At 65.4% G+C, this 23,069-nt stretch carries 22 protein-coding genes; 10 read left to right on the top strand and 12 right to left on the bottom strand.

The features are described 5' to 3' along the window. Positions 1 to 140 precede the first annotated feature (140 nt). Positions 141 to 515 (bottom strand): nuclear transport factor 2 family protein, encoded by a 375-nt coding sequence (locus PMI42_RS24020; RefSeq protein ID WP_008138896.1) that lies wholly within the window; start codon positions 513 to 515, stop codon positions 141 to 143. 94 nt (positions 516 to 609) lie between these two features. On the opposite strand from PMI42_RS24020, the gene PMI42_RS24025 reads away from it, so the two are divergent. Both PMI42_RS24025 and PMI42_RS24030 read left to right on the top strand, forming a co-directional pair. Beyond that, positions 610 to 1,038 carry a GFA family protein gene (locus tag PMI42_RS24025; protein ID WP_008138899.1) on the top strand — a complete coding sequence of 143 codons (429 nt, stop codon included), beginning with the start codon at positions 610 to 612 and terminating at the stop codon, positions 1,036 to 1,038. 181 nt (positions 1,039 to 1,219) lie between these two features. Beyond that, on the top strand, positions 1,220 to 3,040 hold the full coding sequence (locus PMI42_RS24030; RefSeq protein ID WP_008138900.1) for a caspase family protein: 1,821 nt from the start codon (positions 1,220 to 1,222) through the stop codon (positions 3,038 to 3,040). Between the two features lie 54 nt (positions 3,041 to 3,094). Here PMI42_RS24030 and PMI42_RS24035 read toward each other — a convergent pair whose 3' ends face one another. Together PMI42_RS24035 and PMI42_RS24040 are read right to left on the bottom strand one after the other, a co-directional pair. Further along, complete coding sequence (locus PMI42_RS24035) at positions 3,095 to 3,784, bottom strand: DUF1345 domain-containing protein (protein WP_008138902.1); 690 nt, start codon at positions 3,782 to 3,784, stop codon at positions 3,095 to 3,097. Between the two features lie 7 nt (positions 3,785 to 3,791). Then, the gene (locus PMI42_RS24040; RefSeq protein ID WP_008138904.1) at positions 3,792 to 4,715 is read right to left on the bottom strand and encodes a polyprenyl synthetase family protein; all 924 of its coding nucleotides are present in this window, start codon (positions 4,713 to 4,715) and stop codon (positions 3,792 to 3,794) included. 161 nt (positions 4,716 to 4,876) lie between these two features. Here PMI42_RS24040 and mtgA point away from each other — a divergent pair, with 161 nt between their 5' ends. The 3 genes from mtgA to PMI42_RS24055 all read left to right on the top strand — a co-directional run bounded on the left by mtgA (position 4,877) and on the right by PMI42_RS24055 (position 6,691). Then, the gene (mtgA, locus tag PMI42_RS24045) at positions 4,877 to 5,551 is read left to right on the top strand and encodes a monofunctional biosynthetic peptidoglycan transglycosylase (protein WP_008138906.1); all 675 of its coding nucleotides are present in this window, start codon (positions 4,877 to 4,879) and stop codon (positions 5,549 to 5,551) included. Between the two features lie 167 nt (positions 5,552 to 5,718). Next, a complete protein-coding gene (rpmF, locus tag PMI42_RS24050) occupies positions 5,719 to 5,901 on the top strand; it encodes a 50S ribosomal protein L32 (protein WP_007598106.1) in 183 nt (60 codons plus the stop codon). 142 nt (positions 5,902 to 6,043) lie between these two features. Next, entirely contained in the window at positions 6,044 to 6,691 is a 648-nt protein-coding gene (locus PMI42_RS24055; RefSeq protein WP_008138914.1) for a hypothetical protein, read from the top strand. Between the two features lie 6 nt (positions 6,692 to 6,697). Here the strand turns inward: PMI42_RS24055 and PMI42_RS24060 are convergent, their stop codons facing one another. Further along, positions 6,698 to 6,958 carry a hypothetical protein gene (locus PMI42_RS24060; RefSeq protein ID WP_008138918.1) on the bottom strand — a complete coding sequence of 87 codons (261 nt, stop codon included), beginning with the start codon at positions 6,956 to 6,958 and terminating at the stop codon, positions 6,698 to 6,700. Positions 6,959 to 7,179: 221 nt separating this feature from the next. On the opposite strand from PMI42_RS24060, the gene PMI42_RS24065 reads away from it, so the two are divergent. Continuing rightward, positions 7,180 to 8,874, top strand: coding sequence for a bifunctional diguanylate cyclase/phosphodiesterase (locus PMI42_RS24065; protein ID WP_008138920.1), 1,695 nt, complete (start codon positions 7,180 to 7,182; stop codon positions 8,872 to 8,874). Positions 8,875 to 8,976: 102 nt separating this feature from the next. On the opposite strand, the gene PMI42_RS24070 is transcribed toward PMI42_RS24065, so the two are convergent. The 7 genes from PMI42_RS24070 to PMI42_RS24100 form a co-directional block, all read right to left on the bottom strand. After that, the gene (locus PMI42_RS24070; protein WP_008138922.1) at positions 8,977 to 10,485 is read right to left on the bottom strand and encodes a tripartite tricarboxylate transporter permease; all 1,509 of its coding nucleotides are present in this window, start codon (positions 10,483 to 10,485) and stop codon (positions 8,977 to 8,979) included. 4 nt (positions 10,486 to 10,489) lie between these two features. Then, positions 10,490 to 10,975, bottom strand: a complete 486-nt coding sequence (locus tag PMI42_RS24075; protein WP_008138923.1) for a tripartite tricarboxylate transporter TctB family protein — start codon at positions 10,973 to 10,975, stop codon at positions 10,490 to 10,492. Positions 10,976 to 11,128: 153 nt separating this feature from the next. After that, positions 11,129 to 12,106: a tripartite tricarboxylate transporter substrate binding protein gene (locus PMI42_RS24080; protein ID WP_008138925.1), complete on the bottom strand. Its 978-nt coding sequence runs from the start codon at positions 12,104 to 12,106 to the stop codon at positions 11,129 to 11,131. Positions 12,107 to 12,309: 203 nt separating this feature from the next. After that, a complete protein-coding gene (locus PMI42_RS24085; RefSeq protein ID WP_008138926.1) occupies positions 12,310 to 15,177 on the bottom strand; it encodes a PAS-domain containing protein in 2,868 nt (955 codons plus the stop codon). Positions 15,178 to 15,445: 268 nt separating this feature from the next. Beyond that, positions 15,446 to 16,321, bottom strand: a complete 876-nt coding sequence (locus PMI42_RS24090; RefSeq protein WP_035966466.1) for a hypothetical protein — start codon at positions 16,319 to 16,321, stop codon at positions 15,446 to 15,448. Between the two features lie 37 nt (positions 16,322 to 16,358). Next, complete coding sequence (locus tag PMI42_RS24095) at positions 16,359 to 17,339, bottom strand: amino acid--[acyl-carrier-protein] ligase (protein ID WP_008138928.1); 981 nt, start codon at positions 17,337 to 17,339, stop codon at positions 16,359 to 16,361. Between the two features lie 81 nt (positions 17,340 to 17,420). Continuing rightward, positions 17,421 to 18,638 (bottom strand): acyl-CoA dehydrogenase family protein, encoded by a 1,218-nt coding sequence (locus PMI42_RS24100; protein ID WP_008138929.1) that lies wholly within the window; start codon positions 18,636 to 18,638, stop codon positions 17,421 to 17,423. Positions 18,639 to 18,995: 357 nt separating this feature from the next. On the opposite strand from PMI42_RS24100, the gene PMI42_RS24105 reads away from it, so the two are divergent. The 3 genes from PMI42_RS24105 to mtnA all read left to right on the top strand — a co-directional run bounded on the left by PMI42_RS24105 (position 18,996) and on the right by mtnA (position 21,383). Continuing rightward, positions 18,996 to 19,268 (top strand): phosphopantetheine-binding protein, encoded by a 273-nt coding sequence (locus PMI42_RS24105; RefSeq protein WP_008138930.1) that lies wholly within the window; start codon positions 18,996 to 18,998, stop codon positions 19,266 to 19,268. Between the two features lie 111 nt (positions 19,269 to 19,379). Continuing rightward, positions 19,380 to 20,255 carry an S-methyl-5'-thioadenosine phosphorylase gene (locus tag PMI42_RS24110; RefSeq protein WP_008138931.1) on the top strand — a complete coding sequence of 292 codons (876 nt, stop codon included), beginning with the start codon at positions 19,380 to 19,382 and terminating at the stop codon, positions 20,253 to 20,255. 18 nt (positions 20,256 to 20,273) lie between these two features. Then, complete coding sequence (gene mtnA / locus PMI42_RS24115; protein WP_008138932.1) at positions 20,274 to 21,383, top strand: S-methyl-5-thioribose-1-phosphate isomerase; 1,110 nt, start codon at positions 20,274 to 20,276, stop codon at positions 21,381 to 21,383. Positions 21,384 to 21,479: 96 nt separating this feature from the next. On the opposite strand, the gene PMI42_RS24120 is transcribed toward mtnA, so the two are convergent. Beyond that, complete coding sequence (locus PMI42_RS24120) at positions 21,480 to 22,115, bottom strand: HAD-IA family hydrolase (protein WP_008138933.1); 636 nt, start codon at positions 22,113 to 22,115, stop codon at positions 21,480 to 21,482. Positions 22,116 to 22,218: 103 nt separating this feature from the next. Here PMI42_RS24120 and PMI42_RS24125 point away from each other — a divergent pair, with 103 nt between their 5' ends. Beyond that, positions 22,219 to 22,968 carry a S1 family peptidase gene (locus PMI42_RS24125; protein ID WP_008138934.1) on the top strand — a complete coding sequence of 250 codons (750 nt, stop codon included), beginning with the start codon at positions 22,219 to 22,221 and terminating at the stop codon, positions 22,966 to 22,968. Positions 22,969 to 23,069: the final 101 nt, after the last annotated feature.

Here is a 23,069-nt window from a genome sequence, read left to right on the forward strand (position 1 = left end):
CCGTCATTGCGAGGAGCGAAGCGGCGAAGCAATCCAGAGTGTCTCCACGGAGGGATCCTGGATTGCTTCGCGACGCTCGCAATGACGGAGTATGGACAGGGAGCGCGGCAGATATTTGGCAGCGCGGGGGGCGCGCCCCCTCACTCCCTCAGGTCATACCGGTACGATTTCGACACGATCTGCCAGCCGTCGGCCAGCTTCATCGCCACCAGATAATCCGTGAAGAACCGCGGCGGCAGCTGGCACCGGACCTTGACGAAGGCGGTCTTGTCGTCGGAGCGGTCGATGGTGACGATGAAATCCTCGCGCGGCTTGCCTTCGGCCTTGCCGGAGGGGCGCTTGCGCACGCGGTCGAGCCAGTCGGGCACGGTCAAGACCTGGAGCTCGCCCTTCTCGACCCAGCGCAGATCCGCCGAGGGATGGAAGATGGCGCCGAGCTTTTCGGCATCGCCCTCGTAAAGGCCGTCGAAATAGGATTGCACGACGGCTTCGACGCTCGAACGGTTCTGGCTCATGGGTCATCCCTTTGGCTGATGGCTTGGCGCGAACTTAGTCGTACACATCAAAATGCGCTATGGGTGTATCAGCCATTTGCGCGAAGGCGCCGTCATGACCGGATCAGAAAATTCGAACGCTCGTATCCTCACCGGCGAATGCTATTGCCGCACCGTGCGCTACGAGGTGGCGGACGAATTCTCCTATGCGATGAACTGCCATTGCTCGAACTGCCGCCGCACCACCGGCTCGGCCTTCAAGCCGTTCGCCGGGATCGCGCAGGACAAGCTCCGCATCGTCCATGGCGAGGATCGGCGAATGATTTTCGGCGACGACACCACCCATGATGCCCACTGCGCCCGCTGCGGCTCGCTGCTTTATTCCCGGGTGCGCGAGGGAAAATGGGTCCATGTCGCCATGGGAACCCTGGTCGATGCCCCCTCGATCCGGCCGAGCGCCCACATTTTCGTGGGCTCGAAGGCGCCCTGGCACGAGATCACGGACAATCTGCCGCAATATCGGGGGCACGTCGGGGATGCCTAGGGGAACCTGCCGCGCGGCTATTTTGCGGCGAACCGCGCCCGGACTGGCGCGACAAACAGAAGGGGTCTTGCGGCCTGTCGCCGGCGCCGCCTTCGTGACCTCCATCACAAGCGCCGGCGGAAGATCCTGCTAAAGCGATCCCAAAGGGGCTCGATTGCCCTGAATTTTCGGAAGTCGTGTCATGTGCAAACTGTTCAGATTTTCCCCGCTTCTCATCGCCATCGCGCTGCTGTTCGGCGCTGCGCCCGCCTTTGCCGGCAAGCGCGTCGCACTGGTGATCGCCAACTCGGCCTATCAGCACGCGCCGTCGCTCACCAATCCCGTCAATGACGGTTCGGTGATGGCGAAGACGCTGAAGGATGCCGGCTTCGACGTCGTCGATTCCCGGCACGATCTGTCGGCGCTGGACACGCGGCGCGTGCTGCGCGAATTCGCCGATGCGACCCGCGATGCCGACATCGCCGTGGTCTATTATGCCGGCCACGGCATCGAGGTCGAAGGCTCGAACTACCTGATCCCGGTCGATGCCAAGCTGGAGCGCGACACCGACGTCTACGACGAGGCGCTCTCGCTCGACCGCGTCCTGGTTGCCGTCGAACCTGCAAAACAGCTTCGCCTCGTGATCCTGGACGCCTGCCGTGACAATCCGTTCGGCAAGACCATGAAGCGCACGGTCGCCTCCCGCGGCGTCGGCCGCGGCCTGGCCCAGGTCGAGCCGACCAGCCCCAACACGCTGATCGCCTATTCGGCCAAGGCTGGTTTCACGGCCCAGGACGGCGACGGCGCCAACAGCCCGTTCACCGTCGCGCTGTCGAAGCATCTGACCACGCCGGGCCTCGACGTCCGCCGGGCCTTCGGCTTTGTGCGCGACGAGGTTCTGAAGTCGACCGGCAACAAGCAGGAACCGTTCGTCTACGGCTCGCTCGGCGGCGAGGATGTCCCGCTGGTGCCGGTCAAGGTGGCGGCCGTGGTGCCGTCGGCGCCTGTGGCGAATCCGCAGGCCGATATGCGCCGCGACTACGAGCTCTCGCTCCAGGTCGGCAACAGGGCGGCATGGGAGGCGTTTCTCGCCCAGCATCCCGATGGCTTTTATGCGAACCTTGCCAAGCTTCAGCTCGAGAAAATCAGCGCCGAGCAGGCTCATGTGGCGGCGACCGAGAAGGCGAAGCAGGCCGAGGCCGAGCGCGATCGTCTCGCCGCGCTCGGTGCGCAGAAGGATGCGCAGGCCAGGGCTGCGGCCGATGCGAAGGCCGCCGAGAAGGAGCAGCTTGTCGCGCAGAAGGCCAAGGAGCAGGCGCAGCAGCAGGCCGCCGCCGCCGAGCAGCAGCGCGTCAACCTTGCCGCCGCAGCACCGGGCGCGGCGCCGGCCAGCACCGCGGGTCCCGCCGGCGCCAACGTGGCTTCGCTGACGCCGGCGACAGCGCCGGCCGATCTCAGCCGTTCGGTGCAGACCGAGCTCGGCCGGGTCGGCTGCTTCTCCGGGCAGGCTGACGGCAACTGGACCACGTCCTCGCAGCGCTCGCTGTCGCAGTTCAACCGCTATGCCGGCACCAAGCTCGATGTAAAGGTGGCGAGCACCGACGCGCTCGATACCGTCAAGGCCAAGCCGTCGCGCGTGTGCCCGCTGGTTTGCGAGCATGGCTTCAAGGCCGACGGCGACAAGTGCACCAGGATCGTCTGCCGTGAGGGCTATGCGATCAACGACGACAATGAGTGCGAGAAGCAGCGTGCCGCCAAGCCGGCGACGGCCAAGCCCGCGACCGCAAAGCGCGATGACGGCGATGAGCGGCCTGCACGGCAGCGTCGTCAGGCTGGCGGTGCGGCAGGTGGATATGGTGCTGCTGCCGGGATTGCTGCTGCCGCTGGCGCCAGCCGCCCGTCGAGTGGCGGACAGGTTTTCTGCAATAACGGCGGCTGCCGCCCGGTCAACCGCGGCTGCCATCTCGAATATCGCGGCGGCGGAGGCCCCGGCAACGACGCCAATGCCGAGGTTTGCTACTGACACTTCAGGTCGTCCCGGCCAAGTGCGCAGTTGCGCGCGGGGACCGGGACGGCGTCAGTTCGAGATCGCGCTTGCTGCGATGTTCACCGTCAGTGCCAGCAGGGCGGTGTTGTAGATGAACGAGATGATGCCGTGCGCGGTGGCGGTGCGGCGGATGATCTTGTCGGCGATGCCGACGTCGGAGACCTGCGCGGTCATGCCGATCACGAACGAGAAATAGACGAAGTCCCAATAATCGGCGTGGTCTTCCTTGTCGCCGCTCGGGAACTGCAATCCGCCCGGCGGGTGCCGGTAATATTCATGGGCGTAATGCAGCGCGAAGGTCGTGTGCACGGCGGCCCAGGACAGCGCGATGGTCGTAATGGCGATCGTCAACTCCGCGGCACCACGATGGGTGCCGAGCTCGACAACGATCGCCGCGATGCTGGCAAACGCGCCGATCGCCGTCACCAGCAGGATCACGAAGCGGCCGTCGTCCTGCATCGCGGCGCTACGGCGGATGTGCTCGTGGTCGTTGCACAGCATCATCACATAGACCAGCACGAGGTAGACTGCGATCAGTGCATCCCAGCCCAGCACAAGCCGCGTCGTCAGCCGGATCGAGCCCGGCAAAAGCAGGCAGACGAGGATGCCGATACCAAGCGCGATGAATGTCCGCGGCCGCGCGTAGATCAGCCGCATCGGCCGCGACATCTGGCGGAAGCGGACGAGGGCGGGATCCTCTTTTTTCTTGGCACCCGCCATCGCGCGACTAGTTCTTCCGCTCGGCCACGAACCGCGCGGCGGCCTGCAGCACGGCGGCGCGGTCGCCGAAGATCGACACGGCGCTGTCGGCGCGCGCGAGCAGGTCGCGTACGCGCTGCTTGGCGCCTTCGATGCCGAGCTGGGTGACGAAGGTGGTCTTGCCGAGCGCGGCATCCGCGCCGGCCGGCTTGCCGAGCGCAGCCGCATCGCCCTCGACGTCGAGCAGGTCGTCGGCGATCTGGAACGCTTCGCCGAGCGCGCGGCCGTAATCGTCGAGCGCCTGATATTCCGCCTTCGAGGCCTCGCCGAGGAGCGCACCGGCGACGCAGCCATAGCGCAGCAGCGCGCCGGTCTTCATCTGCTGAATGCGGGCGACATCGATCGGCTCGTTGCCGCCGAAGCGGCCTTCGCCGGCGAGGTCGAGGATCTGGCCGCCGACCATGCCGCCGATGCCGGCGCAGCGCGCCAGCGCGCGCGTCAGCAGGAGCCGCACATTGGCGTCACGATGGATCTCGTCGCGGGTGACGATGTCGAAGGCGATCGTGAGCAGGCCGTCGCCGGCGAGGATCGCGGTCGCGTCATCGGTCTTCTTGTGCAGGGTGGGGCGGCCGCGGCGCAGGTCCGAATTGTCCATCGCCGGCAGGTCGTCATGGATCAGCGAATAGCAATGGATGCATTCGAGCGCGGCGCCGACGAGCAGCGCGGCTTCGCGGGGAACGCCGAACACGGCCGCGCTCTCGACCACGAGGAACGGCCGCAGGCGCTTGCCGCCGTTCAGGCTCGAATAGCGCATTGCGTCCATCAGTCGCTTGGGGCGGGCGATCTCATCGTGCAGGATGTCGTCCGACAGCAGGCGCCCGAGCAGGGCTTCGGTGTCATCAGCGGTCTTGTCCAGACGTTTGGCGAAATCGGACGGGGACGTGCCGGTCATCAAGAAAGGCTCCAGAACCAAAATTCGGCGGGACAATCCTTTATGCGCCCGCCCCAGTCAATCGTTTGGAAGGCCTAAAAAGTGCTGGAAAAGGCCCGAATTATCACAGACTTAACGCCGGGATCCGTGGCCACGTTTCATTTTGCGTCGGAAAGGTCGATTTGCGCATCGTCAAAATCCTGCTGCTCGTGCTCGCGGTCGTGTTTCTCGCGCCCTATGTGATCGCGCCGTTCTACCGCACCGGCCATCCGGTTTCGACACTGATGGCCTGGCGCTCGCTTCGCGGTGCGCCGATGCAGCGGGAATGGATCGACCTGGCGGCGATGGCGCCTTACCTGCCGCGCGCGGTGGTGGCGGCCGAGGACGCCCATTTCTGCAAGCACCACGGCATCGACTGGGGGGCGCTGCGCGAGGCCATCGACGACGCCAAGGAGGACGGCACCCCGTTCCGGGGCGCCTCCACCATCACCCAGCAGGTCGCGAAAAACCTGTTCCTCTGGCAGGGGCGGGATTTCGTCCGCAAGGCGCTGGAATTTCCGCTGGCGCTGTGGATCGACCTCGTCCTGCCCAAGCCGCGGATCCTGGAAATTTACCTCAACATCGCCGAGCTCGGCCCGCAGGGCCAATTTGGCGTGGAGGCCGCCAGCGCCTATGCCTTCGGCAAATCGGCCGCCAGCCTTTCCCCCCGGGAGGCGGCGCTTCTGGCCTCGATCCTGCCGAATCCGGTCAAGCGCAGCGCCAGGGTTCCCGGGCCGGGTGTCCGGAGGCTGGCCGGGACCTATGTGGCGAGGGCCCAGGCCTCCTCGCTTTCGACCTGCTGGCGGGAAAATCGCTGATTTCGGGCCCTTTCCGATCCTTTTTTCCGGTCCAGAACCCTAGCTTTACGGCCGGCCTTCCTCTATAAGCGCGGCCTTGATCGGCATTCAGCTCGCCTCGTATTGCGGGTGCTGAGCCGTCCCTTGTGGACGATGCCCTGAAACACCAATCCCTAGAGGATAGCGAAATGGCCGTTCCGAGAAGAAAAACCTCGCCGTCGCGTCGTGGCATGCGCCGCTCGGCAGACGCCATCAAGAAGCCGACCTATGTGGAAGACAAGGACTCCGGCGAGCTCCGTCGTCCGCATCATCTCGACCTCAAGACCGGCATGTACAAGGGCCGTCAGGTCCTGAAGAAGAAAGAGTCCTGAGTTCGGACTTTTTCTTCCGGCGGATGTTCTGACCCGCCTGATTTCGGCCAACCCATGAGATATGACGGTGACGGCGGCGGAGCCAATGCTTCGCCGCTGCATTGTTCTGTCCGGATATCTTGATCGAGAAGGCATCTTGCCGATGGTCGGTTTCCCGCTGCTCCTGATTCCGCTCGCGGTCTACAATATCATCGCCTTTCTGATGCCGAGCGTGTCCTTTACGGACGTGCTGTTCAAGGTGCCGATGATCACGGGCGAGATCTGGCCGGTCACGCTCGCCGACGTCATGCTCGCGCTCGGGATCGTGCTGCTGCTGCTCGAAGTGGTGAAAGGCGCGCGGCCCGGCTCGAAATTCCTGATGGACCATCTGCTGTCGCTGATCGTGTTCGGCGCCGCCGCGGCCGAATTCGTCATGTGGCCCAAATTCGGCAACTCGACCTATTTCCTGCTGGTGTTGCTGGCGATGGCCGATTTCCTCGGCGGTATTGCCCAGCGCACGCGCCGCCGCGTCACCTATGTTGCGGAGACGACGGTGCCGGCGCCGCGCAAGGCCAGGCGCCAGGCCGAAGCACCGGCCGACGAAGCTGTCGTCGAGCCCAAATTCGAGCCTGTGACCACGCCGCAACCGGCACCGGCGGAGCCGCCGGCACCTTCGGCGCAATCAGTTGCTGAATCCGTGCTGATGGATCATCCGGCGCCCAAACCGGTGAACCCGCCCTCGCCGGAAATTCCCTCACCGGATCTGCAGCCGGGCAACGGCACGTCGTCGCCGCCCGATCCGCGGCGCTGATCAGCCTCAGGCCATTTGCCGCGTGCGCGCGCTGACGCTCGGAAGCGGCCGTTTGCTCCCATAGGCCATCTGCGCGTCTTCGGAAGAGGCGCGGCGGAGCCGGCTGGTCTGGGGCACGTGCTCGGCATTGGCGATGAGCTGGGTGACGAAGCTCGGATCTGGGCGAGGCAGCGGGGCTTTGTTAACCCATTGCAACGTCGGCACCATCGGTACCAGGGCCATCCCCCTGCCGTTGTCCGCCTCGTCCGATCGATCAGTACCCAACATCGCAATCACCGTTGATCCGGCGGGCATTGTCGCGTTTCGAGACGCGTGCGCCGGTGCGAGTCATGTACTCGCAAGGCCTATGCCGGCCGGGCCGGTTTCGTTCCGCGCCGCTCCGAAACGTGGTTTCCAAATTGTTTATCAACTTTGCCTAGGGTCGGGGGCGAATCTGGCCGTATCCTGTGCCGGCTCAGGACTCCCCGCTGTCCCGAAACGAGGCGATTTTGACCCCCGCATTGCCGCAAGCCTCCGACATCCTGGCCGCGCTCGGCCAGGCCGTGTTCGCCTGGGACATCGCCAGTGACGTCATCGTCTGGGGTGAGCAGCTCAGTGCCGTCTTCCCCGGCATCCCCGCCGAGCGGCTGGCGACCGGAGCCGAATTCGCCAAGCTGACCGAGCCTGCGCAATCGCTGCGGACCGCCGCGCTGGCGCAGACCTCCGCCGTGCACGGCGCCGACGGCACGCCCTACCGGGTCGAGTACGGCGTGCGCATGAGCGCCTCCGATCCCGTGGTCTGGGTCGAGGAGACCGGCCGCTGGTTCGCCGGACCCGACGGGCGCCCCATGCGCGCGATCGGCTCGGTTCGCATCAACAATGAGCGCCATGCCCGCGACGAGGAACTGACCAAGCTTGCCCGGCTCGATCCCCTCACCGGCGAGCTCAACCGCTCGCATCTGATCGCGGCGCTGGCCGAGGCGATCGAGGAGACGACCCGCTTCCGCTCGACCGCCGCCTTCATGCTGGTCGGCATCGATCACCTCGCCCGCGTCAACGACGCCTTCGGCTTCGACGTCGCCGACGCCGTGATCCTCGACGTCGCCAAGCGCATTCGTTCGCGTCTGCGCGGCGGCGATGTGCTCGGGCGCTTCTCCGGCAACAAATTCGGCCTGATCCTGAAGAACTGCACCGTCGACGACATGAACGTCGCCGCCGAGCGTTTCCTCGCCGGCATTCGCGACGAGGTGGTGCCGACGAAATCCGGCCCGGTCTCGGTCACCGCCTCGATCGGCGCGGTCAGCCTGCCGCGCTATGCCCGCAATACCGACGAGGCGGTCAACCGCGCCCATGAGACGCTGGACGCCGCCAAGCGCCGCCGCTCCGGCTCGTTCGCGGCCTGGCGTCCGGACGCCACGCGCGATGCGCAGCGCCGCGTCAACATCCGCGTCACCGACGAGATCGTCACCGCGCTGAACGAGCGCCGCATCAAGCTCGCCTATGAGCCGGTGGTCTCGGCCGCCTCGCGTGAGCGCGCATTCCATGAATGCCTGGTGCGGATGGACCAGGGCGACGGCCAGGTGCTGCTCGCGCCCGACATCGTGCCGGTCGCCGAACGGCTCGGCCTCATCCGCCTGGTCGATCATCGCGTGCTCGAGCTCGTCGTCGCCGAGCTTGCTGCCGCGCCCGATATCAGCCTCAGCCTCAACATTTCGCCTGATACTACCATGGATCCGGACTGGTGGACGAGCATCGAGTCGCTGATGCATGCGAATCCCGGCGTCGCCGAGCGGCTGATCGTCGAGATCACCGAGACGGTTGCGATCCAGGACATCGACGATGTCCGCGGCTTCGTCACACGGCTGAAGAATTTCGGCAGCCGCATCGCCATCGACGATTTCGGCGCCGGCTACACCTCGTTCCGCAATCTGCGCAAGCTCGGCGTCGACATCGTCAAGATCGACGGTGCCTTCGTGCAGAACATCACCCGCTCCGCCGACGACCGCGCCTTCGTGCAGACCCTGATCGACCTCGCCCGCCGCCTCGACATCAAGACGGTGGCCGAATGGGTGCAGGACGACGAGGCTGCCAGCATGCTGCGCGACTGGGGCTGCGACTACATTCAGGGCCGTCTGATCGGCTTGGCCTCGGCCGAACGCCCGTGGGCCGCGCCGCCGGACAACGCGCTGCCTGCGGCGAGCTGAGATGCCGTAGGGTGGGCAAAGGCGCGTTTGCGCCGTGCCCACCATCTCTTCATGGCCGCAAAAAAATGCGTGGGCACGCTGCGCTTTGCCCACCCTACGAGATCACGCGCCCTCGTCCAGCGCCACCAGCTCGCGCTTCTTGCGCAGCGTTGGCAGCAGCGGCGCGATCAGCAGCACCATTGCCAGCGCAAGGCACGCCGCCGAGATCGGCCGCTGCACAAAAGTCCAGAGATCGCCCTGCGACAGGATCAGCGACTTGCGCAGATTGTTCTCCAGCATCGGCCCGAGCACGAAGGCGAGCACCAGCGGCGCCGGTTCGTAGCCGAGCTTGCGCATGAAATAGCCGATGATGCCGAACGCGATCATCACATAGACGTCGAACACGTTGTTGCTGGAGCAGTAGACGCCCAGGATCGTGAACAGGATGATCAGCGGGAACAGGATGTTGTAGGGCAGCTTGAGCAGCTGCACCCACATGCCGATCATCGGCAGGTTCAGGATCAGCAGCATGACGTTGCCGATATACATGCTGGCGACGATGCCCCAGAACAGGCCGGGGTTTTGCGTGATCAGCAGCGGCCCCGGTTGCAGGCCGTGGATGACGAAGGCGCCCAGCAGCAGCGCCATCACCACGTTCGGCGGGATGCCGAGCGTCATCAGCGGAATGAATGCGCCGCCGGCGGCCGCATTGTTGGCGGATTCGGGGCCTGCGACACCCTCGATTGCGCCATGGCCAAAGCGCTCCGGCGTTTTCGACAGCCGCTTCTCCAGCGCGTAGGACGCGAACGAGGCCACCACCGCGCCGCCGCCCGGCAGGATACCGAGCAGGAATCCAAGCAGCGTGCCGCGCGCCACGGGGCCGGCGCTCGCCTGCCAGTCGGCCTTGTTGGGCAATAGCTGCGTGATCTTCGCGTTGATGATGTCGCGCTTGATGGCCTGCTCGGTGTTGAGCAGCACCTCGGCGACGCCGAACAGGCCCATCACGACGGGCACGAGCCCGATGCCGTCGATCAGCTCCATGCGGCCGAAGGTCAACCGCGGCTGCGCCGTGATGCTGTCGAGCCCGATCAACCCGAGGACGACGCCGATGCACGCCATCAGCAGCGCCTTCGGCATCGAGCCCTGCGTCAGGAAGGTGAGCACGACGAGGCCGAGTACCATCAGGCTGAAATATTCAGCCGGGCCGAATGCGATCGCGATGCTGGCAAGCCGCGGCGCCACCAGCATCAGTGCGATCAGCGCAAACGTGCCGGCGATGAAGGAGCCAAAGGCGGAGATGCCGAGCGCAGGTCCGGCGCGGCCCTGCTTCGCCATCTGGTGGCCGTCGATGCAGGTGACGACGGAGGCGGCTTCGCCGGGGATGTTGACCAGGATCGAGGTGGTCGAGCCGCCATACATCGAGCCGTAATAGATGCCGGCCATCATGATGATGCCCGATTCCGGCGTGCCCGACAGCGTCACCGGCAGCAGCAGCGACATCGCCGAGATCGGGCCGATGCCCGGCAGCACGCCGACCAGCGTGCCGATGAAGACGCCGATGAAGCAGTAGAGCAGGTTGATCGGCAGCAGCGCGACGCCAAACCCATGCGCGACGTTGAGGAGCGTGTCCATGCGGTCAGCCGATCCCGAACAGGCCGGAGGGCAGCTGGATCAAAAGCAGGCGCTTGAGCACCCACCACATGCCCAGTGGCACCAGCACGGCGACCGGGATCGCCAGCGTCCAGCGCACCGGATCGATCAGCCGCAACAGCAGCAGCATCAGCGGGATCGCCGACAGCAGGAATCCCAGCGGCTCCAGCGCGAACGAGAATGCGATGAGGCAGGCGATGAGAAGGAGCGGCTTGCGCCAATGCGCATTCTCCCAGCGCGATGCCAGCGTCGGGCCGCCCTCGGTGATGGCGGAGATGATGATGGAGCCTGCGAACACGCACATCAGGATGCCCGTGTAGAACAGCACATAGCCGGAGCCGGGATCGTTGATGGTGCCGAGCTTCAGCTTCAGGCCCTGCCAGATCACGAAGCCGCCGAGCCCGAGCCCGATCAGCCCGCCCCAGAGTTCGGAGTTGTTGAGGCGGAGCTTGACGTTGGTTTGGTCGTTCATCGCTGTCTTCTCGTGCCCCGGACGCGGCGCAGCACGAAGTGATGCGCTGCAGAGCCGGGGCCTATGGGTGTGGACGAAAAAGGTGGGTCCCGGCTCTGCGGTGCACCGCTGAAGAAGCGCTGCACCGCGTCCGGGACACGAAAGCGGGCAGCGTTACTTCTTCGCAAGCCCCAGCGTATCGATCACCTTGCGCTCGGACTCCGTGACCTCGACCACGAATTTCCTGTAGTCCTCGGTGTTCTTGTAGTTCGGCACCATGTCGTATTTGGCGAGCGTGGCGATCACTGCGGGATCCTCGACCGCTTTCTTGAAGGCGTCGTGCAGCTTGGCGACGATCTTGGGATCCATGCCCTTCGGGCCCGCGATGCCAAAGGGCGAATCATAGACCATGGGATAGCCGAGCTCCTTCAGCGTCGGCACGTCAGGATAGTTCGGCGACCGCGCGCCGGTCCACACCATCAGCAGCTTCAGCTTGCCGGCGTCGACCAGCGGCCGCCAGCCGGTGGAGTCGGCTTGCAGCATGGTGTGCTGGCCCAGCACGGCGGCGTTGGTCTCCGCCCCACCCTTGAACGGCACCTGCGTGAGCTTGATGCCGGACATCGCCGCGATCTGCTCCATGCCGACATGCAGCGAGGTGCCGGTGCCCGGCGTCGCGTAGGTCACCTTGCCCGGATTGGCCTTGGCGAAGTCGACCACGTCCTTCCAGGATTTGAACTGCGATTCAGCGCTGGTGGTCACGCCGAACGTATAGCCGGTGAGGTGGATGATATAGGTGAAGTCCTTGGCCGGATCCCACGACACCTCCTGCATCAGGGGCAGGCGGAATACCGTGATCGGGATCTGCGCGATGGTGTAGCCGTCCGGCTTTGCGGCTGCGGCCATGGTCGCAGGGCCGACCGTGCCGCCGCCGCCGGCCTTGTTGTCGATCACGATCGGCTGTCCCAGCACTTTCGAGGCGCTGTCGGCGATCGCGCGCATCGAGATGTCGGTCGAGCCGCCGGCCGGCCAAGGCACGATCAGCGTGACGGGTTTGGCGGGGTAGTCCTGCGCGCTGGCGGCGGTTGCGAGCAACGCGCCCATGACGGCATGCATGGTGGCAAAGGCAATCGTCTTCAGCCCATATCGCGACATCGAAACTCCTCCCTCGCAGCGGACTCGTTGGACCGCCGTTTCTCGTTGTTATGACGCGATTGTCCCCGAAATCATGGGAGAAGAAAAGCGCATTGCGCGGGCCGTCCGGATGGCCGGCACGGTGATTCCGCCGGAAAAGGCGCGTGCGACAATTGGTCGTTTGGAAGCGTGCCGAGGCACGGAATTTGAGGCGGCCGAAGCTCTTACGCCGCGCGCCGAACCGCGTTGAGGGTCTCGATGGCACGGCCCACTTCGGCCGCCGGGCAGGGCTTGCCGAAATAATATCCCTGCACCGCGGTGCAGCCGCATTCGCGCACGAAGTCGAGCTGATCCGCCGTCTCGACGCCTTCCGCCGTGGTCTCGACGCCAAGCACCGAGCCGAGGCTTGCGATGGTGCGGACGATGGCGACGCTTTCCGGGCTTTCGCCGAGCGTGCCGACGAAGGAGCGGTCGATCTTGATGCGGTCGAACGGAAATTTGCGTAAGTAGCTCAGCGAGGAATAGCCGACGCCGAAATCGTCGAGGCTGACGCGCACGCCGAGGGCGCGGAGCTGGTGCAGGATCTCGATCGTCGCTTCGCTGTCGTCGAGCAGCGCCGTCTCGGTGACCTCGAGCTCAAGCCGCTGCGGCGGAAGGCCGGCCTCCGCCAGTGCGCTGGTGACCATCGTCACCAGCCCGCGCGAACGGAATTGCACCGGAGACAGGTTCACTGCGACGGAGACATCGGGCCATGAGGCCGCCGTGGCGCAGGCCGTACGCAGCACCCATTCCCCGATCGGGACGATCAGTCCGTTCTCTTCGGCGATCGGAATGAACTCGGCCGGTGAAACGAAGCCGCGCGAGGGATGTTTCCAGCGCAGCAGCGCTTCGAAGCCGGTCAGTTCGGTGGTGTCGAGCCGCACCTGCGGCTGGAACACGAGGTGGAATTCATTGGCCTCCAGCGCACCGCGCAGATCGTACTCCAGCGCGTGGCGGCTGCGCGCCTCTTCTTCCATCTCGGGTTCGAACAGCTGGTAGGCGCCGCGTCCCTTGGCCTTGGCCTGGTACAGCGCGAGGTCGGCGCATTTCATCAGCTCGTCGGCATCGAGCCCGTGATCGGGCGCGATCGCGATGCCGACGGAGACGCCGACATGGATCGACTGGCTTTCCAGCGGCGGCGGGTGACCGATGATCTCGACCAGGCGCCGGGCGAGCCTTTCGGCCGATTGCGGCTGCGGTCCGCGCTGGAGCACGGCGAACTCGTCGCCGCCGAGGCGCGCGACGGTGTCGTGCTCGCCGACATTCTCCTTCAGCCGCGCCGCGACCCAGCGCAGCAGCCGGTCGCCGGCGGCGTGGCCGAGGCGGTCGTTGACGGTCTTGAAATTGTCGAGGTCGAAGCACAGCACGGCCATGGCGCCGCCGGCGATCGCGACCTGGTTCAGACCCTCGCCCATCTTCTCGCGGAACAGCGTGCGGTTGGGCAAGTCGGTCAGGGAATCGTGCCGCGCCATGTGCGCGACGCGGGCCTGCGCCTTGTGGCGCTCGGTGACGTCCTCATAGGTGACGACCCAGCCGCCAAGCTCCATCCGCTTGTGGTTGAGCTTGATGATGCGGCCATCGTTCAGATGGCGGTGCAGCGTGTGCTCGCCCTCGCGCAGCCGCTCGACATAGTCGGCGTAGAGCTTGGCGCCGGTCATGTTCGGATGGATGCCGAGCGAGCAGCTGTGCTCCATGATCTCGCGCATCGAGATGCCGGGCTTCACGATGTCGGGCGACAGCCCGTACATCTCGATATAGCGACGGTTGCAGACGATCACGCGCAGGCTCGAATCGAGCATGCACAGGCCCTGGCTCATGTTGTTCAGCGCCGCGTCGAAGCGGCGATATTGCTCGCTCAGCTCCTCGATCGCGCGCTCGCGCTCGGTGATGTCCTCATAGGTGGCGACGAAGCCGCCCTCGGCCAGCGCGCAATAGCGCACCGAGATCACGGTGTCGTTCGACATGCTCCGGCGCATTGGCGAGGAGTCGCGGCTCGCGATCCGCGCGCGGGCGGCCTCGAGGATCTGCTGCGGGCTGTATTCCGAAGCGAACGCGCCGTTCGTCATCGAGCGCTCGATCAGTTCGGCGAGGTGCGTGCCGGGCCGGGTCTCTTCCGGCGTCAGCCGGTAGATCTTGCGGTATGTGGTGTTGCAGACGCGCAGGCGCATGTCGCTGTCGTAGAAGGCGAGCCCGTGCGCCATGTTCTCCATCGCCGCATCGAGGATGAAGTTCTGCTGCCGCAGCGTCTCCTCGTATTGCAGCCGTTCGGTGACGTCTTCATGCACGGTCACCCAGCCGCCGTCGGGCAGGAAGCGGGAGACGGCCTGCACCATCCGCCCGTCGTAGCGCATCACAAGCAGGGTTTTCGCCTTCCTGACGCGGACGTCCTCCAGGCGCGTGTCGTGGAATTCGTCGGCCGACATGCCCGGCATGTTGCCGCGCGAGAGCCAGTGCTCGATGATCGTGGCGTGCGCGACGCCCGGCTTCACGATCTCGGGGTCGAGGTCATAGAGGTGCAGGAAGCGCTCGTTGCAGACGACGATGCGGCTGTCGGCGTCATACATGATGAGGCCGTGCGACATGTTGGCGAGCGCGTGCTGGCTGCGCTCGGTCTGCAGGCGCAATTCCGCCTCGAGCCGGGCAAGGCGGCTGACGTCGTCGCAGATCGTCATCCAGCCGCCGCCGGGAAGCGGCTTGAGCTCGAGCGTTATCACAACGCCGCTCGCGAGTGTCTGCCGGGTGCGGAAGGGCTTGCCGGCGGCGATCAATGCGATCCGCGAGGTATAAAGTGCATCGACCTCTGTTGCGGGGATGTTGCCCAGCACGACGCTGTGACCGAGCACGTCACGATAGCGCGTGCCGACCGTCACGATCTCGGCCGACATGTTGAACAGCGTGAGATAGCGCTGGTTGACCAGCACGATCCGGTTATCGGCGTCGTAGACGCAGACACCCTGCTCCATGTGGTCGAGCGCGAGCTGGCCGAGCGCGACCAGGGCCTGCGGGCCCTCGTCGCGGCGTGCACCAAGCTCGTTGTCGCAGGTCGACGTCATGGGATCGCGGGATCTCGGCGGGCAATAGACTTAACGCAACGTAATTCAGCCACCGAGCGTAGCGAAGAGGCGGGAAAATTCCCTTAAGCGCAGTAGTTTACGGAGGGTGACCGGCGATGGAGAGATGCGCGTGCCGGCACGCGAGTGCCAAGGGACCTGCAAGCCAGGGTTGGCCCGGAGCTTACAACAATTCAGGTGTCGTCCCCGCCTCGTGCGCAATTGCGCACGGGGGCGGGGCAGGACGACGGCGTGTTCTTGGTCCGGTCCGCTACGGCCCGTACAGCACGAGTTCCGTGTCGGTGAGGTCGGCGAGCTGGGGCCGATGCGGGCCCTTGAAATATTTGCGGCCGCGCCGCTCGGTATAAATACCGACGAGGCCGGGAATGGGTCCATTGGCGTCGACCGCCACCGAGATCTTGCCGAGCCGCAGCAACAGCCGGCCGATGCGGCCGGCGCAGGCGGCGTATTCGGCGGCGCTGCGGCAATAGATCAGCTTCATCGCGGGCGGCGCGATGATGCCCCTGCGGATGCGCACCGGTTGCAGGATGAAGGGGAAGGTGCCCTTCGGCGTCCGGCAGACCAGGCTGAGGCAATTGTAGCGCGCGTGCCGCGTCAGGAGCTCGGTCTCGGCTTCGGACAGTCCCTCGACCGTCTTGGCGTGCTGCGAGATCACCTCGATCTTGCTCCAGCGCGGGGCGCGCGCCAGTGCGGGCACCGAGAAGAAGATGCCGCGGCAATAAGCGCGAAAACCCTGGGTCTCGATGATCGGCCAGGTCCACGGCGCCGGGCTGATGTTGAGATAGGTGACCTCCTTGTGCCGCTGCGCGATCTTGGTCAGCAGTGGCGCATAGTTGCGATAGGCGGGGTCGACATACCAGCTCGACAGATTGCACTGGATGGCGGTGTCTTCGCCGTCCTTCCGTGCCGTGTAGATCAGCAGCAGCACGCCGACCGGCGTGCCGTCATTGTCGAGCATGTAGCCGAAGCGCGGATAGCCCTCCGGCACGGGCCGGAAGGCCTGACGGCGCAGGCCCTGGATCCAGTAATTGCGCGAGCGGCCCACGAAGCCGCGCGTCAGCAAGTCCGCGATGCCGTCGACATCGGACTCGGTGATCTCGCGGCATCGGACCTTGGTGTGGATCACGCTCGTCTTGCCCGTGGAAATGGGAGGCCTCGTTCTCTTAGCGCCAGCCTTCACCGTGGGCATCGGCCGCGATTTGCGGCTGCATGCCCAGCATCTCCCGGACCTTGGCGGGCCAGATGGAAAGATCGGTGCCGTGGGTGTGGAACATGGCGACGGCCAGACGGTCCATGCCGAAGGCGACGCAGCCGGTATGGGCGGCCTCGCCATTGGCGTCCTGGATGCCCCAGGTCGTGCCGAAATGCTCGCGGTGATAGTTGAAGCTCATGCAGGCGGTCGGCTGCTCTTCCGAGCGCAGCGGAATTAGAAGCTCGAACTTGAGCTGCTGCTGCTTCTGGCTGACCGCCTTCATCTGGCCGACGCGTCCGAAGAAGGGATCGCTGGCATAGTCGACGCGGAAGGTCAGGCCGAGATCGGTCGCGATCTGCTGCGCACGCACCATCCAGCGGTCGCGGAAATCGGACACGTCATCGGGGGTGCCGATGCAGACATATTCGCGCATCCGGAACGATTGCAGCCGGTCGAGATGTTTTGACGGCTCGCGGCGGAAGCAGTCGGCGGCGACGTCGAAGCGCAGGCCGCCCTTCGGCAAAGGCCCGCGGCTCGCCGCAATCGGATAGACCGGATAGCAGGCGGCGGGCGACAGCACGAGGTCGGCGGGCGAGAGCGAGGTGGTCCAGTCGCCGCCGGCATCGAAGCGGCTCACCGCCGCGTTGATCTCGCGTTCGGTGCCGTGCAGGCCGCAGACGCAGCCGAGCAGGTTCGGGAAGCTCTTGAGATAGCCGGACTTTTCCAGCTGGGCGCGGCTCATCACCGGCGGAAAGCGCAGCGCTTCGGTGCCGGCCTCGCGATGGCTGGTGATCAGCGCGGCGAGCTTTTCGACGACGCCTTCATAGAGCGCGGTGCGGGCATAGACGCCGTCTGCGCCCATGCGGTGGAACAGCTTGTCGGCGAGGTGGTCGAGCGGATCGACGATCTCAGGCGCGGTCTCGGGCGAATCGGGGAGAACAGCAATGTTCATGTTCGATGTCCTGCTATCTGAAATTATTCTTGTTGGCCTCGAAGGCACGTCAGTCACGAAGGTTTTTAGTCGCGAAGGCTCTTAGTCACGAAGGCTTGCCGGAATGCCGCTCATCAGCGTCGAAGTCGCGGCGTTGGCCAGGATGCGGTCGTTGTTGATCATGATCGGCGATGACAGCACGTCGCGCAGGTGACGGCCCATGGTGAACTCGCCGTCATTGCGGTAGCCGGAGAGACCAGCGGTGCGCATCGCGTGCATCACGGTCTCGACCGCGAGCTCGGAGGCCTGCACCTTCAGCAGCGTGATCGAGGACTGGAAGTCGAGCGAGCTCAGCGCGCGCTCGTCATGCTCGGCGCGGGCGAAAGCGTCGAGGTTGGCAGAGATCAGCGCACGCAGCTTTGCCAGCGACATCTTGGCGGCAGTGAAGTGCGCGGCGGCCGGCGGCATCTGGCCGCCGGAGCTGCGGGCTGCCTTGCGGACGAAGGCCTGCGCGCGGGTGACAGACGCAGCTGCAATGCCGGCCCAGGCCGACGACCAGCACAGATGCGCGAACGGCGTCATGGTCTGGGCGTGAATCTTGTCATAGGCCTCGGGGAAGACACGGTCGGCGGGACAATCGACCTTCAGCTCGAAGCCGGTCGAGCAGGTGCCGCGCATGCCGAGCGTCTCCCAGCCCTGCGTTTGCTTCAGCGAATAATCGTCCTTGGCGAGTGCCAGCAGCACCTGATCGGAGGCGGCAGCCTCGGTGGCGCGGCGGGCGATGGTGACGAGGCCGTCGGCCTCGGCGCCGTAGGAGATCACGGTGGCGTCGCGCACCAGCGAGACAGTGTCGCCGGCATGGTCGACCGCGGCCGCGCTGGCGCGGATGTTGCCTCCGTTCTGGCCTTCGGTGGTGGAGGAGGCGAGCAGCCACTGGTCGCGGGCGACCCGGCGCATCATGGTTTCCATCCAGGGAATGCCGTGGCCGTGGCGTATCACGCAGGCGACCTTGGTCGTATGCATCGCGTAGATCATCGCGGTCGAGGCGCAGGCGCGTCCGAGCGTGTAGCAGATGTCGGTGACGTCGTAAATCGAGGCCCCGAAGCCGCCGAACTCGACCGGGATCATCACGCCGAGCAGTTTCTGCTCGCGCGCGGCGTCGAAAGCCTTGCGGGGAAAGCGGGCGTCGCGATCGACGCCGTCGGCGTCGGCTGTCGCCACGGTCGCGGTCCGGGCGGCGCGCTCGATCAGGGAAGGCCCCTGCTCGAGGAAGCTCATCTGCGTTTCGTCGACAGTGAGAACTGCTTCACGCACGTTCATGCTCGTCCGCCTCCGGTTTGCCGTTCGAGATCGCCGGCATCATTCGCGATGCCGCGTCAGCGATCCTCCGGCCATCTTTGCTTGTGAGACGAGGCTACGGATTTAATTCAAATTCGTCGATGAAATAGAGGGTAAACGATCTGCAATTCCAAATGGACAGTTAAGGTCCGGTTGTTTGCATCGCCGAAAGTCCGGGTGTCGCGTTAGGGATTTGGAAGAAGCCCGAAATCCAGACAATCTGAGTCATCGTTTACTAAGAAACGCGAAGTAATGGTGGCGCCCATTGCGGGAACGGCCGGCCGTGCCCATCGTAGCCGGCACCAGTTCCGACCTTTGACAGACATACGGGAATTCGCCATGCAGGCCTTCGATACTGACGTGCGCAATCGCATCATCAAGCTGGTGAAGGGCATTCTCGAACAGAACGCGCTCACCGCCGACGTCACGCCGCAGGCGAAGCTCGTCGATGTCGGCCTGACCTCGATGGACATGGTCAACCTGATGCTCGGCGTCGAAGCCGAGTTCGACTTCACCATCCCGCAGTCCGAGATCACGCCGGAGAATTTCCAGTCCGTCGAAACGCTGGAGCGGATGGTCGCGACCCAGCTGCAGCCCGCGACGGCGGCCTGAGTTCGGCGCAGGTTTCTTTCAGCCCGGCAAGAGCGCAGCACCCCGTTTCAAAACCGCCGCAAAACTGGCATAGCTTAACCATGTCGCAGATGGCGGACAGGTGGAGCGGGCATGACGCAGGCGGTATTGGGCATCATCGGGGGCTCCGGCATTTACGACCTGCCGGGCCTCGAAGGCGCGCACGAAGAGGTGATCAAGAGCCCCTGGGGAGAGCCGTCGGCGCCGTTGCGTCGCGGATCCATCGCCGGCCTGCCGATCGTGTTCCTGCCGCGGCATGACAAGGGCCACCGGCTGTCGCCCTCCGACATCAACTATCGCGCCAATATCGACGTGCTGAAGCGGGCCGGCGTCACCGACCTGATTTCGCTGTCAGCCTGCGGTTCCTTCAAGGAGGAGATGCCGCCCGGCACCTTCGTGCTCGTCGATCAGTTCGTCGATCGCACCCACAAGCGCGAGAGCTCGTTCTTCGGCCGCGGTTGTGTCGCCCATGTGTCGATGGCGCATCCGGTCTCGCCGCGCCTGCGCATCCATCTCGCCGCGGCGGCAGAAGCCGAGGGCATCGCGATCGCGCGCGGCGGCACCTATGTCTGCATGGAGGGCCCGCAATTCTCCACCTATGCGGAAAGCATGACCTACAAGACGCTGGGCTATTCCGTGATCGGAATGACCAACATGCCCGAGGCAAAACTCGCGCGTGAGGCCGAGATTTGCTACGCCACCGTCGCGATGGTGACGGATTTCGATTGCTGGCATCCCGATCATGACGCCGTCACCGTGCAGGACATCATTCGCGTACTGACCTCGAACGCCGACAAGGCCAAGGCGCTGGTGGCGCGGCTGGCGAAAGACTTCCCCCGCGAGCACGAGCCGTGCCCGATCGGTTCGGACCGTGCGCTCGACACCGCGCTGATCACGGCGCCGGAGGCCCGCGATCCCGAGTTGTTGAGGAAGCTCGATGCGGTGGCCGGGCGTATCCTGCGCGGTTGAGACGAAAGGCAGACTGCCATGAAGGTCGACGGCAAGCATTTTCGCAGCATCTGGCGCGAGCGCGACGGCTGGTCGGTCGGCGCGATCGACCAGCGCCGTTTGCCGCATGAGTTCATCGTTGCCAAGCTGACGTCGTGCGAAGACGCGGCGGTCGCCATTCGCGACATGCTGGTGCGCGGCGCGCCGCTGATCGGCGCAACCGCGGCCTACGGCATGGCGCTCGCGATGCGTGAGGACCCTTCCGACGGCGGCCTGAGACGCGCGTACGAGACCCTGATCGTGACGCGGCCGACCGCGATCAATCTGAAATGGGCGCTGGACGAGATGCGCGTGGCGCTCGCGCCGATCGATCCACTGGAGCGGGCGGAAGCCGCCTACGCGCGCGCTGACGAGATCGTCGAGCAGGACGTCGAGATCAACCGCGGCATCGCCGACAACGGCCTGAAGCTGATCGAGGCGATTGTCGCGGGGAAGAAGCCGGGCGAGACGGTCAATGTGCTGACCCATTGCAATGCCGGCTGGCTCGCCACCGTCGACTGGGGCACCGCGACCGCGCCGATCTATCTCGCGCATGAGCGCGGCATCAGGATCCATGTATGGGTCGACGAGACGAGGCCGCGCAATCAGGGCGCCTCGCTCACCGCCTGGGAGCTCGGCCGTCACGGCGTGGCGCACACCGTGATTCCCGACAACACCGGCGGGCACCTGATGCAGCACGGCATGGTCGATCTCGCCATCGTCGGCACCGACCGCGTCGCCGCCAATGGCGACGTCTGCAACAAGATCGGCACTTATCTGAAGGCGCTCGCGGCGCACGACAATAACGTGCCGTTCTACGTCGCGCTGCCGTCGCCGACGATCGACTTCGCCGTCAATGACGGTATCCGCGATATTCCGATCGAGCAGCGCAGCGGCACGGAAGTCACTGACATGACCGGCCGCACCGCGGATGGCCGGCTGGAGACAGTGCGCATCGTGCCCGAGGGCTCGCCCGTCGCGAACTACGCGTTCGATGTAACGCCTGCGCGGCTCGTCACCGGCCTCATCACCGAGCGCGGCGTGCTCAAGCCGGATCGCGCCTCGCTGGCGGCCGCGTTTCCGGAGCGGATAGCCCCTGCGGCGGAGTAGGCTCTCGTAGGGTGGGCGAAGGCGCGGAAGCGCCGTGCCCACCATCCGCTTGTGGTGGGCACGCTTTCGCTTTGCCCACCCTACGGCATTTGCGAACTAGGTCAGCTTCAGCCCCGTCGCCGCCTCAAGCTCGGCGATCGCTTGCGCGCCGCTGGCCACCTTGATCGTCGTCATGCCCATCTCGCGTGCTGGCTTCAGATTGACGCCGAGGTCGTCGAGATAGACGCAGTGCTTCGGATCGACCTTCAGCGTCTCGACCATCAGCTGGTAGATGCGCGGGTCGGGCTTGCGCAGGCCGATCTTGGCGGATTCGATGACATGGTCGAACAGAACCATCACCTCCGCAACGTAGAGGCTGCGTCCGGTCATGCTGCCGATCGCGTTGGCCGGCAGGTTGTTGGTGATGCAGCCGGTCTTGAACCTGGCCTTGATGCGCTTCAGCGCCTCGACCATCTCCGGCCGCAGATCGCCCTGGAGCAGCGGCAGCACGTCGCGGCCGCGCACCTCCGCGCCGAGTGCGCGCGATTCCTCGGCGAAAAGCCTGTCGAACGTCTCGATATCGACCTCGGCCCGCTCGAACTTGGCCCAGGCATTTTCCAGATGGTTGGCAGCATTGGTGCGCCTGATAATGTCGACGGGCAGGCCGCGTTCCTGCTCGTGCCGCGCGAACGCCTCGAATGGCGAGCTTGTCAGCACGCCGCCAAAATCAAAGATCACAGCCTCGATCGCCACTATCCTGCCCTCGTCAATTCCTTTTCAAGAGGGCTAGCATGCGCTATCGGCAAGGGCCAGTCTGAAGCAATCCTGGTCGTCACCGATGCCGAAGCGTGTTCCCATGAAGAAGCTTGCCATTGCCATCACAGCCGCGCTGCTGCTTGCTACGCCGGCCCATGCGATCGTCGGAGGCGGCACGCCGCAGGCGGATGGCGTCGCGCGCGCGATCGTCACCATCGTCGGCTCGCGCGGCAATTCCTGCACCGGCAGCTTGATTGCGCCCAGGGTCGTGTTGACGGGCGCCCACTGCGTGCAGCCTGGCGCGGACTACAAGATCGTCGATCTCGGTGCCGACGGTGCGCCACAATTGCTGAACGTGCGCGCGATCGCGATCCATCCGGACTACAAGGTGCAGGCGCATCGCGCCACCGCGGACGTGGCGTTGCTGCAACTGGAAATTCCACTCAAGGGAAAATCGACGGTCGCGGTCGGTGCGCCGAATATTCCAGTCCAGGTCGGCGGCCGCTTCGTCATTGCGGGGACCGGCGTCACCGTGCGCGGCGATGGCAGGAGCGGCGGCGCCGTGCGCGTCGCCGGCCTCGTTGCCACGGGCCAGCCCGGCAACCTTCAAATCCGGCTGGTCGATCCCGTAACCAACGGGGTTCGCGATGGAATCGGTGCCTGTACCGGTGATTCCGGAGGCCCCGTATTCGAGGACAAGCCGAACGGTCCCGTGCTCGTGGGCGTCATCAGTTGGGCGACAGGGCCGAATGCCAGCGACGGCTGCGGCGGATTGACTGGCGTCACGCCCCTCACGCTCTATCGCGGCTGGATCTTGCAGACCGCGCGGAGCTGGGGTGCGGCGCTGTAGTTTGATCGCGACTTGATCTATGTCATTTTGGTGCGGAAGCGCGCCGGGCGACCATGCCCGTCGCGGAGGAAACGCGTCGCCCAATCAAGGGCGGCCACAAA

Source organism: Bradyrhizobium sp. YR681 (assembly GCF_000282615.1).
In the GTDB taxonomy this organism is placed as follows: Bacteria; Pseudomonadota; Alphaproteobacteria; order Rhizobiales; family Xanthobacteraceae; genus Bradyrhizobium.